Here is a 14772-nt window from a genome sequence, read left to right on the forward strand (position 1 = left end):
ACGATCCGCGTGCCAGCGGGCGACAGATCATGGACATGAACCGCACGGTGTACGACATGGCCAAGCTCGCCCCGCGACTTTCGACGGCCCAGAACCTGATGTCGTGCGCGTACAGCTACACCATGGGTGACCCGGGATCGGAGATGCCCAAGGAGCACGGTGACCAGCGTCCGATGGAGAGGTTCGCCGTCGAGGGCGAGAGTGCGATGTACACCCGCGGCGAGTTCGCGGGATTCTCCGCAGACGGCCGGCCGAGCAGGGTCGTCCAGATCCGCAGTCGTGCGATGCCGGAAGCGGCGGTCCGCCAATACGGGTTCACGCTGATGTCGGGGACGAGGCCGGCCAATAAGATCTGGGTGATCACCGCCGAGGAGTATCCGGACATGGCGACCTGGGTGCCCGACTTGAGGAAGTGGAATCCGGCCGGATGACGAGGACGACGGGCTCGCGAGGCGCGTCTCGGCGACAGGCGGCCGTGCCTGCCCATTCGTTTGGCGGAGAAGTCCTTGACAGCGGTGGTGGGCCTTGGTTGGCTACGTGGAAATCGCGTTACGTCGCGCATGCACAGAGCACGTTTGGGGGATCCGTTGTTGAGTGATGTTCAGAACCGCCGGTTTGATCTGGGGCCGAAGAAGTGACGCCGACGACGCCGCGCGTGCCCGAGCCGCCCAATCCGACCACGACGACACCGCGTGCCCCGATGCCTGCCGAGCCGTTGCCGGTCCCGGCTCCACCCGGCGAGCCGGTGCAGCGCTCGGCGCAGTTCGGGATCCTTCCGAGCCAGGTCAGCGCCATCGAGCAGGGATGGCGGACCGAGAGTGGAAACGTCAGCGGTCTGGACTTCTCCTCGGCGGGTTCGCTGACGGGAGACGGCAGCGCGACCTTTGCCGCGATCCGGTCGGTTCCCTCGCCAGCGAAAGAGGCGACGGATTCCATCGGTAAACGACTGAGCGACATGGCCGACAAATTGAAGGCGTTCAATTCGCGCGCGGTCGAGACCGACGACACCGCGGCCGCCGGATTCCGCGACCTCACCGAGCGCTGATGCGCCCGACGATCAGCCAGCTTCGGGCATGGGATACGCCCGGGCTGGGGACCGCGTCGACCACGGTCGAGGGAAACGCCGGAAAGCTGGACACGGCGGTCGATACGGCGATGCGCGGAATCGACGACGCCGGCTCTTGGTACGGGAAAACCCGGGATGCGGCGTACAACCGGATGAGTCAGGAGCAGGACCACGCACGAGAGGTCCGCAACGTCCTCAATCAGATCGCCGACGAAGCGGGCGACGCCGCGACGGATCTGGGTTTCGCCAAGGACCACGTGATACGCGAAGTCGACGGTGCGATCATGGCCGGCTATGACGTGGGCGAAGACGGCACCGTATCGCACCCCGACCAGGACGAGGACACTGAGATAAAGGCGGAGGTGGACCGGCTTCAGGCTGTGATCACCGCTGGGCTGAACACGGTGAACGATCTCGACGACAAGTATGGCGGACGACTGCGGAGCCTGGTCGCGGACCTGAGTTCGATGGTGAACGGCCAGCCGGATCTCGTGATTCCGGGGATCGGGCCGATTGATCCGGACGCACTGGTTTCTCGCCTGAAAGGCATGACGCCTGACCAGCGCGCCGCGCTTCTCGGCGGACTGACACCCGAGCAACTGCGTCGGCTGGCGCAAGCCGATCCGGACGAGATCGGCAACATGGACGGGGTTCCGTTCCAGACCAGGATCGACGCGAACGAAGTGAACATCCGCAACGCCCTGGACGACGAGCGGAAGAAACAGCCGCCGAACAACGATCGGATCAGCCAGCTCGAGAAGATGCTGAAACCGATCGACGACCCGCTGGCCGGCCCCAAGGGCGCCGACGACGGAAAGACTGAACGCACCTTCCTGGCCTTCAAGAACAACGCGAACGGGCACATGATCGAGATCGTCGGAGCGATCGGCCCGAACACCGGGAACGTTGCGGTCTACGTGCCGGGAACCAACACGAATCTGAACGGCAGCCAGAGCAACCACAACGCCGCATGGAATCTGGCCAATCGCTCGGGCGGACCGGTCATCCTGTACATGAACGGCGATTTGCCCCAGAACATGTGGCCGAATACTTCCGACGACGACGCGTTCGACACGACGCCGGCCAACCGAATGGCGCCGGGTTTGGTGAGCTTCGGCCACGAACTCGATCGCACCCTCGACGGCGCGGCACCCAACGCGAAGACGACCTATATCGGCCATTCCTACGGTGGCTCGGTTGTCGGAACGGCCGAGCAACTCGGTCTCAATGCCGATCGCGTCGTCTACGCGTCGTCGGCCGGGACCGGTGTCATCGACGATCAGCCGTGGAGCAACCCGAATCCGGATGTCCAGCGCTATTCCCTCACGCCTCCGGGCGATCCCATCCACTGGTCCCAGATGGCGCCGATGCAGCACGGCGGCGACCCCGATACCGCCCCGGGTGTGCAGAGGATCGACAGCGGCTATTACGGGAACGGCGATCTCGTGGAGGGGCAGAGCGCGCACGGCAAGTACTGGGACGACCCGGAATCGGATGCGTTCCAGAACATGGTCAAGATCATCAAGGGCGAGGAGCCAGAGCCGTATGTGTGGCGGGCCCCCGACCATCCGCTGGACTTCCGCAGCCCGCCGCCGGTGATCTTGGCGCCGGGACCGCCCGAGCCGGTTCAGATTCCGCCGCGATGAGTGTTCGGCCGGCACGTGCGCGGTGGCGTTCGACGCGGATCGCGGTAGGCGTCATGATTCTCACGACGCTGCTCGGCGCATGCGTCAAGTCACCTGAGGAGGTTCCGGCGATGGACATTTCGCGTGCTGAGCTGTGGCGGACGATCAACCAGAATCTGCACGCCGTGGATCCCGACTGGGTGGTGACACCGTGGCCGGACACGCTGGTGCGCAGGTATGGCTGTGCGACGAATCCGGAGAGCCACATGCCGATGGGGCCACCGTGGCGATACGAGGTATCCCAGTGGAAGTCGGATCCGTCGCCGGAATATCTCGCTCGGGTGAGAGAAGGCCTCGATGCGCTCGCGCGCCGAGGTTTCGAGGTCGGTCCTCCGCCCAAAGTCGATGACCCGCGTGATCTCGCCGCCACGGACTCGCGAGGGTTCTCCGTCAGCGTGCGTTTCACGCAGTGGACCGGCGAGCCGCTGCGGGTCGACATCAAATCGTGGTCGCCGTGCGTCCGTCATCCCGGCGAAGTCGACGATTGGTAGCCGCGGGCTAGCTGGCGGCGAGCCACGCGCGCGGCGACCGGCCGAGTCGCTGGCTGAAGACCCGCGAGAACGCCGACGGAGTCGAATAGCCCAGCTCACCGGCGACCACCGATACGGCGGCCCCGCGTCGGAGCCTTTCCTGGGCTACGGTGAGCCGCCAGTCGGTGAGGTAGTCGGCAGGGGGCTGCCCGACCTTCTCCTTGAAGCGCGCGGCGAACGCGCTGCGGGACATATTCGCCCTCGCCGCCATCGAACTCAGCGTCCAGTCCTCACCGGGTGCCTCGTGCACGGCGATGAGCGCGGGCGCCAGCCGGTCGTCGGAGAGCCCGACGACGAGCCCGACGTCGAGGCGCAGTCGATCCGGGTTGGCGACGATCCAGCGGAACAGCTGAATGAGCACGACCTCGAACAACCGGTCGACGAGTAGACGTTGCCCGCACGAGATGCGGTCGACCTCGGCGAAGAGCAGGTCGAGCGTTGGACCCAAAGTATCGACTTCGTGGAGGGGGAGCACCGTGACCGACGGCAGAGCGCGCACCAGCGGATGAGTGGGGCCGCCGTCGAAATCCAAGGTGGCGCAGGCGAAGTCTGCCCCATCGACCGGGGCGTTGTGGAACGCGTGCTCGGTCGGGCGCGGATAGAAGAGCAGGCTCGGCTCGCCGACGCGGATGCGCTCGAGGGACCGGTCGGCGCCGGGATGCGTCACCTCCATATCGCCGTCGCGCAGCACGTGGAGGAATCCGCGTCCGGGTTGAGCGGGAAACGCGGTGACGCCGCACAACGGCCCGGTGTGGAACAGGCGCGTTCGAACGCGAAAACGTTCCAGCAGCGGGGACAGCCGATCCAGCGACGTCATGCCCGCTAGTAGATCAGACGATCAGACAAGTAATCAAGACTCTAAGCATCAATTCGTCTCCGATCATTCGTCATTCTTGAGCTACGGACACATCGTCCGGCTCGAAGAAATTGAAGGAGACGCCATGCCCAACGTTCCGCTGATCGACGCTTCCGCCGCTACCGGCGAGGTCAAGAACCAGCTCGACCAGATCAACGGCGCTTTCGGCGCTGTTCCGGCCATGTTCCAAGCCGTCGCCAATTCTCCCGCCGCGCTCACCAGCATGTGGGGAGCGTTCGGCGCTTTCGGCGGTGGCGCACTCGGTCCCGCGCTCAGCGAGCAGATCGCCGTCGCGGTGGCCAACCGCAACTCCTGCGAGTACTGCCTGGCGGCGCATACGGCGCTGGGAGGCAAAGCGGGCCTCACCCGCGAGCAACTGGCCGAGGCTCAGGTCGGCACCGCCGATGATCCGAAGACCACGGCGTTGCTCGGATTCGCGCTCAAACTGGTCGAAGAGCGCGGGCAGGTATCGCCCGCCGAGGTGGAGGGGCTGCGGCAGTTGGGCTGGTCTGACGAGGAGATCGTCGAGACGATCGGTCAGGTCGCCCTCAACCTGTACACCAACTACGTGAACATCGCGCTCGGCGTACCGGTCGACTTCCCCGCGGTCGCGCTGCGCTGACACGCGAAACGAACAAGCGCCGGGCCACTCGTCGGAGTGGCCCGGCGCTTGTCGCAGGAATCGGTCAGCGCAGGTGGCCCGGCACGAGCGCGACGGGCGCGTAGAAGGAGCGCTGCTTGGCCTTGGGATCGGCGGGGATGGAGGAGACGATGCCCACGACCTGGCCGCTACCGTTGCGGACGCCGCTGCCGCTGTCGCCCGGCCTGGAGCGGAAGTTCGTCGCGACCACGTAGGTGGACTGGTTTACCAGGAGCGCGGGCGGGAGCACTCGACATGCCTCGCTGGGGGTGAGGGGAGGGCATTCGACGGCGCGTGCGAGTTTCGGCCTGGGGTCGAGCACGACGCCCCGCGTGAGGCCCGTGGTGATGCCGGATTTGCTGACCGGCGAACCGGCGGCGACCCGGGAGCCCCAGTCGATGCTGTCGACTCGCACCCGGAGCCCGGGGACGAGGGCGATGACGCCGATATCGGCGCGGCGGCCGATGAGGTTCGCGGTGATGGTGCCGATCTTGCGCCGCTGCGCGTTGTAGACCTTGGTTCCGCGCTTTCCGCAGTGGCCGGCGGTGAGTGCTCGCGACGGGCTGATCACCGCGCCGAGGGTGCACTTGCTCGGTGTGACGAGTTGTCCGGCACCGAAGTCGACGAGGACCTTCTCTGTCCTGATCTCCATTCCGGAGGTGACGGGTGCGGTGGGCGCGGCCATCGCCGGGGTGGCCATGCCAAGGGTCAGCACTACGGCGGCGGGCGCCAGCGCGGCGGTCAACAGGGTGGAAGTGCGCATAGGTGATCTGCCTCAATCTTCGAGCAAACGAACAGTTTACTGAATGCTACATTCTTGATGTTGAAGCAGCAACACGAGCGGTCCGGCGCGAGTTCAGACCCGGCACGATCGGCACCGGTGCGACGAGTGGATCAGCGCAGGTTGCCCGGTACGAGTGACACCGGCGTGTAGTAGCTGCGCTGCAGCGGCCGCTGCTTGGAGTCGGTAGCGCCGATCGCCTTGGACGAGACGATGCCGACGATGGCACCGTCACCGCGGCGGACACCGGCACCGCTGTCGCCGGACTCGGAGCGGAAGGTCGTCTCCACCACGTAGGTCGACTGGTTGACCAGCAGGCTGGGCGGTGCGAACGCGCACGCGATGGCGAAGGGGCCGGGCACCGGGCATTCGACGGCCTTGATCAGCTTCGGCTTCGCGTTGACGACGACGCCTCGGCTCAGTCCCGTGGTGGCTCCGGACTTGCTCACCGCGGCGCCCTGGGCGACACGAGCGCCCCAGTCGATGTTGTCTCGCTTGACCCGTGCGCCCGGGACCAGTGAGATCACCGCGATGTCGGCGTGGCGGCCGATCAGGTTCGACGTGATCGTGCCGATCTGGTCGCCCTTGACGGTGTAGATCTTCTCGCCCCGCTTGCCGCAGTGACCGGCGGTGAGCGCCCGCGTGTTGCTGACAACGGCGCCGAGGGTGCACTTGGACTCGGTGATGATCGTGGTCGGGCGGCGGATCTCCATCCCCGACGTGATCGTCGCGCCGCCCGCAGCGGGGGCGGCGGCGGCCGGGGCGGCCATACCCACGGCCAACGCGACGGCGGCAGGCGCCAGGGCAGCGGTCAACAGGGCGGATGAGCGCATTATTTGTGTACCTCGATCTAGTGGTGATCTGACGATCTTTGCGACGCTGACAACTCAATTGAAATTAACGGCCGGACACGACGGGCGCAATTGGTAGACGAAGTTGTCACCTAGTTGACGCATAATTTGGATGTGATTCTCAGGTTGCGGGTAGTGGCGGCAGTTCTCACCGGACTGCTCGCCGCCGTGCTCTCGGGCTGTGGTCTGCAGGAATACCTGCTCGAGCAGATCGACTCGGTATCGGACGGCTCCGGACTGCCCTCGACCGTGGCGGTCGGAGAGACCAGCACCTATATCGACACTGCCGCGCTGGCGAAGATGCTGAAATTGCCGGTGCGCCACCGTGTCTCGATGCAGGGGTACTCGCGTGCCGCCTACGGTCCGCTATGGGACGACAACGTCAACGTCGAGTTCGGTCACAACGGCTGCAACACGCGTGATGACATCCTGCGCCGCGACCTCACCAATATCGTCATGCGGCCGGGCAATTGTTTCGTCTCGTCGGGAACCCTTTTCGACCAGTACACGGCCAGGACGATGCGTTTCTTGCGCGGGCCGACGACGTCGGGGGAGGTCGAGATCGATCATCTGGTCTCGCTGGCCAACGCGTGGACGACGGGCGCCCGCTTTCTCGACGATGACACGCGACGTAATCTCGCCAATGATCCGCGCAATCTGCAGGCCGTTTCGCGAGCCGTCAACCAGGACAAGGGTCCGATGGACGCCGCGGTGTTCTTGCCGCCCAACCGCGCGTACCGGTGCGTTTACGTCAATAGACAGATCGATGTGAAACTGGCCTACCGCCTGTGGATCACCCAGAAGGAGGCCAGCGCGATGCGCTCGGTGCTGATGACCTGCCAGAAGCCCGCATGACCCAACTGCCGTGCGCCGACCTCGATGTCGTCGGCCGCTTCGCCGAGTCGCTGCGCGCCGCCGTGTTCACCACCGCCGGGATCGACGATCATCTCGGCGCCGACGTCTCGGCGTCGCTGACGGGTGGTGTCAGCTGGCCGGCGGTCGCCGCAGTCGACGACGGCCGCCCGCTGTCGACGCTGATCGCACTGTTCCTGCTCGGGCTGTCTCGTCCGGCCGAAGAGGTGGCGGCCGCACTGCCCGGCGTCGGCGTCGACGAACTCGTCGCACAGGGGATCGTCGGCCTCGACGGTGGGGCGGTCGTGCCGATCCTCGACGTGCGGCCCTACGCCGACGACGCGGGTGAATACACGGTCTTCGCCGACCAGGATTCGGGTCGGCGATCCGGCACCCTCGCCGTCGATCACGTCCTCGGGATCGGCGGAGCGTCAATCTCCTTGGCGCGAGCAGTGATTCGTCGCCCCGTCGGGCGCGCTCTCGACCTCGGAACGGGCTGCGGTGTCCAGGCGCTGCATCTCGGCGCGCATTGCGAAGAGATCGTCGCGACGGACACCAACGAGCGCGCGCTCGCGCTGGCGGCGGCCACGGCACGAGCGAGTGGTCAACGCTGGGATCTGAGGCGGGGCGGTCTCTTCGAACCGGTCGAGGGCGAACGTTTCGATCTGATCGTCTCGAATCCGCCGTTCGTCATCGGAAGCGGCAGCCAGGATTACATCTACCGTGACTCCGGGGTCGCGGCCGACGGACTGTGCGCGCGGTTGATCGCGGAGTTGCCGGACCACTTGAATCCGGGCGGAACCGCGACGGTGCTGGCGAATTGGGCCGTCGCCGATCCCGATGACTGGGCCGCGCGCCCGCGAGAATGGCTGGCCCGCACCGGGTTGGACGCATGGGTGGTGCAGCGCGAGCTGGCCGATCCGATCAGTTACGTCTCGCTTTGGCTGGCCGACGCGGGGGAGTCGCCGGCACGGTCGGCGCACCGCGGCCGCGAATGGCTCGACTATTTCGCCGACGCCGGCATCGTCGCCGTCGGCATGGGAGTGCTGACGCTGCGCCGGCCGTCGGGAGCCGGCGCAGGTGGAAGGTTCCAGATCGTCGAAGAGATCACGGGTGCGGGCGAGGAGGTGACCGGCGACGAGGCGCGGGCCTTCTTCGACCGACAGGATTTTCTGGCCGCGCATTCCGACGACGAGCTGATGGGGATGCGGCTGTCGGCGATGCCGGTAGTCCTCGAAGAGCAGTCGCTACTCGGCGAATCCGGTTGGCAGACTGTCGGTTCTGCGCTGCGACGGCCCGGCGGACCCGGTGCCGTACTAGCGCTCGACGAGGTGTCCCGCGCCCTGGTGGCGGGTTGTCGGGGCCAGGTCGAACTGACCGACCTCGTCGCGCTGCTCGCGGCGCACCAAGGTGTCGATGCCGACGCACTCGCGCGGGCGGCCCTGCCGGTCGTGCGGGAAGCGATCGCCAGAGGGATCCTCTATCGCGCGGTGTGACCCCGGTCCGTCGCACCTCAGCGGTTCATCCGGCTGCGCCGGTGTACCACGGTCGACCGGAGGCGGTCGGCCACGATCACCGGAAGCCGGTGCAGCTTGTCGACGAGCAGGGCGCGACGGAACTCCGCCCACAGCCAGCACAGGCCGAAGACCCCGACCGTGATCAGCCCGGTCATCCACCACGACCACGGGCGTGCGACGAGGAAGATCGGTATCGCGACCAGCAGCACGGCCTGGAGAACGTAGGAGTCCAGGCTGCGAGCACCGGTCATGATGAGCGGCCGAAGCCAGTTGCGTCGACGTAGATGTGCGAGCAACCACGCGAAAGTTCCGTAGATCGCGGCGACCGCCAGCCAGGAGGCGAAGACGCGGGCGATGCGGAAGTCGACCTTGTCGGCGACCTTGTATTCGATGTGATGCCACGGGCCGGCTTTGAAGCTGAAGTAGAGGACGAACCAGCCGACGGTCGCGGCCAGCAGCAGCCAGGGCAGTCGGCGCACCAACCACTCGTCGACCTTCCATCGGCGCCAGTACCACCCCAGCACCAGCGCGGGAAAGAACATGATCTGCCAGGCGGCCCAGTTCTGGATGTCCAGTCCGCCGAACGCGATCGTCCACCAGTCCGACCAGTCGGGGGACCCGATCCATCGCCGGCCGGGTGAACTGGTGATGAAGAACCAGGCGGGGCTGTTGATCTGCGAGTAGGCGTAGAGCGCCACCGAACCGAGCAGGACCAGCCAGCCCAGGCCCCGCTTGAGCAGCGGCAGCATCAACCCCGCTGCCGCGAGGAAGACCAGGTACATCAGCAGGATGTCGCCCCCCGACGGCAGGTACCGGAGAAGTAGCGACAGGCCGATCCCGGTCTCGGCGTCGTTGACCGGGCGGAGCTTCACCAGGTCGTAGTAGCCGGCCAAACCGGCCGCGACGGCGACCAGGCAGATGAGCAACTGGCACAGGTAGAGCACGACCAGCCGTTTGCCGAGTCGGCGGTAGGTGAAGCCCCATCCTCGCCTGGCGATCCATCCGCCGTAGACGATGCCCAGGACCAGACCCGACAGCAGCACGAAGGCTGCCATCCCGTCGACATAGGGATAGGAGTGGGTGGGCCGGCCCAGCCAGGATTTCGCTCCGGCGAAATGGGCGGCGACCATGCTCCAAATGGCCAACCCGCGGGTCGCGTCTATCGCCCAGTCGCGGCCCGCGGGTGCCTTGCGCTCGATGCTCTGACCGCCGTCAGGTCGGTCGGCGCGCCTATTCCTATGTGTAAAGGTCGGCAATTGCCTGCTTGTGCGCCTCGTGGATGACGTTGCGCTTCAGCTTGAGCGTCGGGGTGAGTCCGCCGTTCTCCACCGTGAAATCGGTATCGAGGATGGTGAATTTCTTGATCGCCTCGGCCTTCGACACGGTCGCATTGGCGGCGTCGACCGCCGCCTGGATCTCCTGGCGCAGAGCGGCGTTGTTCGCGACGTCGCCGATCGGGGTGTCGGCGGGCAGGCTGTTGCGCTCCAGCCAGCCGGGCACGGCCTCCGGATCGAGGGTGATCAGCGCGCCGATGAAGGGCTTGCCGTCGCCGACGACCAGGCACTGGCTGACCAGGGCGTTGGCGCGGATGGTGTCCTCCAGCTGAGCAGGCGAGACGTTCTTGCCGCCGGCCGTGACGAGGATCTCCTTCTTGCGGCCGGTGATGGAGAGGAAGCCGTCGTTGAGGCTGCCGAGGTCGCCGGTGTGGAACCAGCCGTCGACGATGGCCTCGGCCGTTGCCTTCTCGTTCTTCCAGTAGCCGCCGAACACGACCGGTCCCTTGAGCAGGACTTCGCCGTCCTCGGCGATGGCGACGCTCATACCCGCGACCGGGCGTCCGACGCTTCCGACCTGCTGCGCATCCGGGCGGTTCACGGTGACGGCGGCCGTCGTCTCGGTCAGGCCGTAGCCCTCGAAGATCGGCACGCCGGCGCCGCGGAAGAAGTGGCCGAGGCGCGCGCCGAGCGGTCCGCCGCCGGAGACGGCCGCTTCGCAGCGACCGCCGAGGGCCGCGCGCAGCTTGCTGTAGACCAGCTTGTCGAAGACGGCGTGCTTGAGCTTGAGGCCCAGCCCGGCGCCGCCGGTGTCCTGGGCCTTGCTCCATTCGATGGCGGTCTCGGCCGCCTTGCCGAAGATCTTGCCCTTACCGCCGTCGATGGCCTTCTGCTCGGCTGAGTTGTAGACCTTCTCGAAGACGCGCGGCACCGACAGGACGAAGTCGGGGGAGAAGGCGGCGAGCAGGTCGACGAGGCTGGTGAGGTCGCTGGTGTGTCCGACGATCACGCGGTTCTCCAGCGCCGTGACCGCGATGACGCGGGCGAAGACGTGGGCCAGCGGGAGGAACAGCAGCGTGGACTTGCCCTCGCGCATCATCGTCCCGAGCGAGTCGGTGACCGCGGCGGCTTCGGCCATGAAGTTCGCGTGGGTCAGCACGACGCCCTTCGGGCGGCCGGTGGTTCCCGAGGTGTAGATGAGGGTCGCGGCGTCGGCGGCACTGGCTTTGGCGTTGCGCGCATCGAGGTCCGCGTCGGACACGTCCTTGCCGCGTTTGGTGAGCTCGGCGATGGCGCCGTCGTCGATGACGAGCGTCTCGCGGACGTCTTTGCAACCCTTGATGACGTCGGCATGCGCGGAGGCATGGGCCTGCGACTCGAGGATCACCAGCGAGGTGCCCGAGTCGGAGAGGATCCAGTCGACCTGGTCGGGGGAGGAGGTGTCGAAGATGGCCACGGTGGTCGCACCGGCGCGCCAGATCGCGTAGTCGATGACAGTCCACTCGAAGCGGGTCGATGAGAGCAGCGCGACGCGGTCGCCCGGCTGGACTCCCGAGGCGATCAGGCCCTTGGCGACGGCGTCGACCTCGTCGGCGAACTGGCCGGCGGTGACGTTGACCCACGCTCCGTTGGCGTAACGGCGGAACAGCGGCATGGTGGGGCGTTCGGCCCGGTAGCGCAACACGGTGTCGACGCAGGTCTTGGACTCGTCGATCGTGAAGTTGGCGGGCGTGCTGGATTCAATCATGTTGCTGCTCCCAAGCGGTATTGAACGCGGAATGTCTGATTTGATCGACTGCCACGGTAGCAAGTCCGTGTTGGCGGTCACAGCCGGTCTCCGCTGTTGGTTCGCGGATGAGGGTTCTGGGACCGGTCAGAGATAGAGTGAACAGTCATAATGACCGAGAATCACACTGAGTCCTTTGACGACTTGGGCATCGACGACCGCGTTCGCCGAGCCCTCGACGATGTGGGCTACGAAACCCCGTCGCCCATCCAGGCCGCAACCATCCCACCGCTGATGGCGGGTCGAGACGTCGTCGGTCTCGCGCAGACCGGTACGGGCAAGACCGCCGCGTTCGCCATTCCCATCCTGTCGCGTCTCGACACCTCGGCCCGCAAACCGCAGGCGCTGGTGCTCGCGCCGACCCGCGAGCTGGCGTTGCAGGTGGCCGAGGCTTTCGGCCGCTACGCCGCGCACATCCCCGAGCTTCGGGTGCTGCCGATCTACGGCGGCCAGAGCTACGGCGTGCAGTTGTCCGGGCTCCGTCGCGGCGCTCAGGTGATCGTGGGCACCCCGGGTCGCGTCATCGACCATCTCGACAAGGGCACGCTCGACATCTCCGAGCTGGAGTTCCTCGTGCTCGACGAGGCGGACGAGATGTTGACGATGGGCTTCGCCGAGGATGTCGAGCGGATCCTCGCCGACACTCCCGACAGCAAGCAGGTGGCGTTGTTCTCCGCGACGATGCCCAAGGCGATCGGGCGTCTGGCGCAGAAGTATCTGCACGATCCTGCCGAAGTGACCGTCAAGTCGAAGACCTCGACGGCGCAGAACATCACCCAGAAGTATCTCCAGGTCTCTCACCAGCGCAAACTCGACGCGCTCACGCGGGTGCTGGAAGTCGAACAGTTCGACGGGATGATCGTGTTCGTCCGCACCAAATCGGCGACGGAAGAACTCGCCGAGAAACTGCGGGCCCGCGGCCTGTCGGCGATGGCGATCAACGGCGACATGGTTCAGGCGCAGCGCGAACGCACGATCAATCAGCTCAAAGAGGGGTCCCTGGACATCCTCGTGGCGACCGACGTCGCCGCCCGCGGACTCGACGTCGACCGCATCAGCCATGTCGTCAACTACGACATCCCGCATGACACCGAGTCCTACGTGCACCGCATCGGACGCACCGGGCGTGCAGGCCGCTCGGGGACCGCGCTGCTGTTCGTCTCGCCGCGCGAGCGACACCTGTTGCGGGCGATCGAGAAGGCCACCCGACAGTCGCTGACCGAGATCGACCTGCCGACCGCCGAAGACGTGAACGCCCAGCGTGTGGCCCGGTTCGCCGACTCGATCACCGAGAATCTCGGATCCGACCACCTCGATCTGTTCCGCGGTCTGGTGGAGAACTACGCGCGCGATCATGACGTCGCCATGGCGGACATCGCCGCGGCATTGGCGCTGGAGACGCGTGACGGCGGCTTCCTGATGGCGCCTGACCCGCCGCCCGGCGAGCGTCCGCAGCGCGACCGGTCCGAGCGCGCACCGCGTCGCAGTGGAGGGTCGTTCGCGACGTACCGGCTGGCGGTCGGGCGCAAGCACAAGGTGACGCCGGGCGCCATCGTCGGTGCCATCGCGAACGAGGGCGGGCTCTCCCGCGGAGACTTCGGCAACATCAGCATCCGCGACGACTTCTCGCTGGTGGAGCTCCCGGCGAATCTCGACGCCGAGACGATGGCGGCGCTCAAGCACACGCGGATCGGGCGCAATCCGATCGACCTGCGGCCCGATATGGGGCCGCCGCGTGCACGCGGTGGCCGCAAAGGCGGTCATCGGGACGGCTACCGCAAGGCAAACCCCAAGGTCGCTGGGCGGCGCAACCGATACTGAGATCCCATCCTTGCCAGAACGTTATCTTTCCGTAATCTAGTGGGCGTGGAACTCGACGCGGCTTCGGCTCGTTGACCACGCGGACGACGGTATTCCGGAACGATTCGTGGAAGGCAGGGCAATTCGATGCGGGAGATCTCGGCGGCGCAGGCGATGGAGCAGGCGCAACGTGGAGATGCGGTCATTCTGGATGTTCGGCCACAGGTGGTCCGGCATCAGGGGAGTGTCCCGGGGGCGGTCGTCGTCGAGCCCGGTGAGCTGACCGGAAAGCTGCGCGCGAACCCGAGTGTCCGACCCGACGCGGAGGTCGCCGTGGTGGCCTTGAACGCCCAGGCCGACGAGATCGAGTCGCGGCTGTCCCGTCTCGGATTCACGAAGCTGGCCAGGGTTGCCGGCGGCTTCCGCGCCCTCCGCGACCGCTAGGCCAGTGCCCGCCTGATCAGATCGGCGGTTTCGTCGGGATTCGGATCCCTGCGCACGACGAGCCCCTTGGCGAAGGAGAGTTTGTCGCCCTTGTGGCGCGGTACGACGTGTAGATGAGTGTGGAACACCGTCTGCATGGCCGCGCGGCCGTCGTTGACGAGAAGGTTGACGCCGTCGGCGCCCAGCGCCTCGCGCATCGCGACGCCGACCCGTTGTCCGGTGGAGAACACCTTCTCGCCGATGCCGGTATCGAGATCGGCCAAGCCGCTCGAATGTGTTCTCGGCACGATCAGCGTGTGCCCCCGCATGACGGGTCTGATGTCCAGGAATCCGACGACGTGATCGTCGGCGTAAACCTGTCGGGAAGGTGCGGCGCCGGTGATGATGTCGCAAAAGATGCAGTCGGGCATGTGGCGGACCCTACCGGAATCAGCGCGCGCGCCGATGATAACGATTTGATAACGAATCACGATCGCCGCAGGTGAGAGGGTTGAGCCACCGGCGGTGCGTCGTGAACAGGAACTTTGACCAGGCGGTGTGAAGCAGGTCACGCGGCGGAAAATGTTACTCGCGAGGCTACTGGTGGGTATACCGACGGGTCACCCCAAAACATGAGGCTGACCTCATTTTCGCATGCGAGGATGGTTCTTCGAATCCCCGAGGAATCCCCCTGAAGCATGTGCAAGGAGC

The 14772-nt window shown here is 66.3% G+C and carries 15 protein-coding genes; 9 read left to right on the forward strand and 6 right to left on the reverse strand.

Annotated features, from left to right (window positions below):
* The 4 genes from GOARA_RS06825 to GOARA_RS06840 form a co-directional block, all read left to right on the forward strand.
* Positions 1-431, forward strand: a 431-nt coding sequence (locus GOARA_RS06825; protein WP_007321601.1) for a hypothetical protein, incomplete at its 5' end; no start/stop codon positions are given.
* A 203-nt stretch (positions 432-634) separates the two neighbouring features.
* A complete protein-coding gene (locus GOARA_RS06830; protein WP_007321602.1) occupies positions 635-1045 on the forward strand; it encodes a hypothetical protein in 411 nt (136 codons plus the stop codon).
* Entirely contained in the window at positions 1045-2712 is a 1668-nt protein-coding gene (locus tag GOARA_RS06835; RefSeq protein WP_007321603.1) for an alpha/beta hydrolase, read from the forward strand. The genes GOARA_RS06830 and GOARA_RS06835 overlap by 1 nt, the downstream gene beginning before the upstream one ends.
* Complete coding sequence (locus GOARA_RS06840) at positions 2709-3242, forward strand: hypothetical protein (RefSeq protein WP_138947584.1); 534 nt, start codon at positions 2709-2711, stop codon at positions 3240-3242. Before GOARA_RS06835 ends, GOARA_RS06840 begins: the two co-directional genes overlap by 4 nt.
* A gap of 7 nt (positions 3243-3249) precedes the next feature.
* Here the strand turns inward: GOARA_RS06840 and GOARA_RS06845 are convergent, their stop codons facing one another.
* Positions 3250-4098: an AraC family transcriptional regulator gene (locus GOARA_RS06845; RefSeq protein ID WP_007321605.1), complete on the reverse strand. Its 849-nt coding sequence runs from the start codon at positions 4096-4098 to the stop codon at positions 3250-3252.
* 124 nt (positions 4099-4222) lie between these two features.
* On the opposite strand from GOARA_RS06845, the gene GOARA_RS06850 reads away from it, so the two are divergent.
* Positions 4223-4759: a carboxymuconolactone decarboxylase family protein gene (locus GOARA_RS06850; protein ID WP_007321606.1), complete on the forward strand. Its 537-nt coding sequence runs from the start codon at positions 4223-4225 to the stop codon at positions 4757-4759.
* A 64-nt stretch (positions 4760-4823) separates the two neighbouring features.
* On the opposite strand, the gene GOARA_RS06855 is transcribed toward GOARA_RS06850, so the two are convergent.
* Both GOARA_RS06855 and GOARA_RS06860 read right to left on the reverse strand, forming a co-directional pair.
* Positions 4824-5540, reverse strand: coding sequence for a trypsin-like serine protease (locus GOARA_RS06855; RefSeq protein WP_007321607.1), 717 nt, complete (start codon positions 5538-5540; stop codon positions 4824-4826).
* Positions 5541-5671: 131 nt separating this feature from the next.
* Positions 5672-6391: a trypsin-like serine protease gene (locus GOARA_RS06860; protein ID WP_007321608.1), complete on the reverse strand. Its 720-nt coding sequence runs from the start codon at positions 6389-6391 to the stop codon at positions 5672-5674.
* A 153-nt stretch (positions 6392-6544) separates the two neighbouring features.
* On the opposite strand from GOARA_RS06860, the gene GOARA_RS06865 reads away from it, so the two are divergent.
* A complete protein-coding gene (locus tag GOARA_RS06865) occupies positions 6545-7264 on the forward strand; it encodes an HNH endonuclease family protein (RefSeq protein ID WP_245548378.1) in 720 nt (239 codons plus the stop codon).
* A complete protein-coding gene (locus GOARA_RS06870; protein WP_007321610.1) occupies positions 7261-8757 on the forward strand; it encodes a DUF7782 domain-containing protein in 1497 nt (498 codons plus the stop codon). The genes GOARA_RS06865 and GOARA_RS06870 overlap by 4 nt, the downstream gene beginning before the upstream one ends.
* 17 nt (positions 8758-8774) lie before the next feature.
* On the opposite strand, the gene opgC is transcribed toward GOARA_RS06870, so the two are convergent.
* Positions 8775-9908: an OpgC domain-containing protein gene (gene opgC / locus GOARA_RS06875; protein WP_007321611.1), complete on the reverse strand. Its 1134-nt coding sequence runs from the start codon at positions 9906-9908 to the stop codon at positions 8775-8777.
* Positions 9909-10014: 106 nt separating this feature from the next.
* Positions 10015-11799: an AMP-dependent synthetase/ligase gene (locus GOARA_RS06880; protein ID WP_007321612.1), complete on the reverse strand. Its 1785-nt coding sequence runs from the start codon at positions 11797-11799 to the stop codon at positions 10015-10017.
* A 150-nt stretch (positions 11800-11949) separates the two neighbouring features.
* On the opposite strand from GOARA_RS06880, the gene GOARA_RS06885 reads away from it, so the two are divergent.
* Both GOARA_RS06885 and GOARA_RS06890 read left to right on the forward strand, forming a co-directional pair.
* A complete protein-coding gene (locus tag GOARA_RS06885) occupies positions 11950-13659 on the forward strand; it encodes a DEAD/DEAH box helicase (protein WP_007321613.1) in 1710 nt (569 codons plus the stop codon).
* Positions 13660-13785: 126 nt separating this feature from the next.
* Positions 13786-14082, forward strand: a complete 297-nt coding sequence (locus GOARA_RS06890) for a rhodanese-like domain-containing protein (RefSeq protein ID WP_007321614.1) — start codon at positions 13786-13788, stop codon at positions 14080-14082.
* Here GOARA_RS06890 and GOARA_RS06895 read toward each other — a convergent pair.
* The gene (locus GOARA_RS06895; RefSeq protein WP_007321615.1) at positions 14079-14492 is read right to left on the reverse strand and encodes an HIT family protein; all 414 of its coding nucleotides are present in this window, start codon (positions 14490-14492) and stop codon (positions 14079-14081) included. The two genes, GOARA_RS06890 and GOARA_RS06895, sit on opposite strands and share 4 nt — an antisense overlap.
* Between the last annotated feature and the right edge of the window lie 280 nt (positions 14493-14772).

This window comes from Gordonia araii NBRC 100433, from assembly GCF_000241265.1.
Taxonomy (GTDB): domain Bacteria; phylum Actinomycetota; class Actinomycetes; order Mycobacteriales; family Mycobacteriaceae; genus Gordonia; species Gordonia araii.

Excerpts from the sequence above, each read along its gene's own strand:
- GOARA_RS06855 (WP_007321607.1), bottom strand. The coding sequence starts at position 5,540 with ATGCGCACTTCCACCCTGTTGACCGCCGCGCTGGCGCCCGCCGCCGTA.
- GOARA_RS06895 (WP_007321615.1), bottom strand. The coding sequence starts at position 14,492 with ATGCCCGACTGCATCTTTTGCGACATCATCACCGGCGCCGCACCTTCC.
- opgC (WP_007321611.1), bottom strand. The coding sequence starts at position 9,908 with ATGGTCGCCGCCCATTTCGCCGGAGCGAAATCCTGGCTGGGCCGGCCC.
- GOARA_RS06840 (WP_138947584.1), top strand. The coding sequence starts at position 2,709 with ATGAGTGTTCGGCCGGCACGTGCGCGGTGGCGTTCGACGCGGATCGCG.
- GOARA_RS06860 (WP_007321608.1), bottom strand. The coding sequence starts at position 6,391 with ATGCGCTCATCCGCCCTGTTGACCGCTGCCCTGGCGCCTGCCGCCGTC.
- GOARA_RS06835 (WP_007321603.1), top strand. The coding sequence starts at position 1,045 with ATGCGCCCGACGATCAGCCAGCTTCGGGCATGGGATACGCCCGGGCTG.
- GOARA_RS06845 (WP_007321605.1), bottom strand. The coding sequence starts at position 4,098 with ATGACGTCGCTGGATCGGCTGTCCCCGCTGCTGGAACGTTTTCGCGTT.
- GOARA_RS06850 (WP_007321606.1), top strand. The coding sequence starts at position 4,223 with ATGCCCAACGTTCCGCTGATCGACGCTTCCGCCGCTACCGGCGAGGTC.
- GOARA_RS06890 (WP_007321614.1), top strand. The coding sequence starts at position 13,786 with ATGCGGGAGATCTCGGCGGCGCAGGCGATGGAGCAGGCGCAACGTGGA.
- GOARA_RS06870 (WP_007321610.1), top strand. The coding sequence starts at position 7,261 with ATGACCCAACTGCCGTGCGCCGACCTCGATGTCGTCGGCCGCTTCGCC.
- GOARA_RS06880 (WP_007321612.1), bottom strand. The coding sequence starts at position 11,799 with ATGATTGAATCCAGCACGCCCGCCAACTTCACGATCGACGAGTCCAAG.
- GOARA_RS06885 (WP_007321613.1), top strand. The coding sequence starts at position 11,950 with ATGACCGAGAATCACACTGAGTCCTTTGACGACTTGGGCATCGACGAC.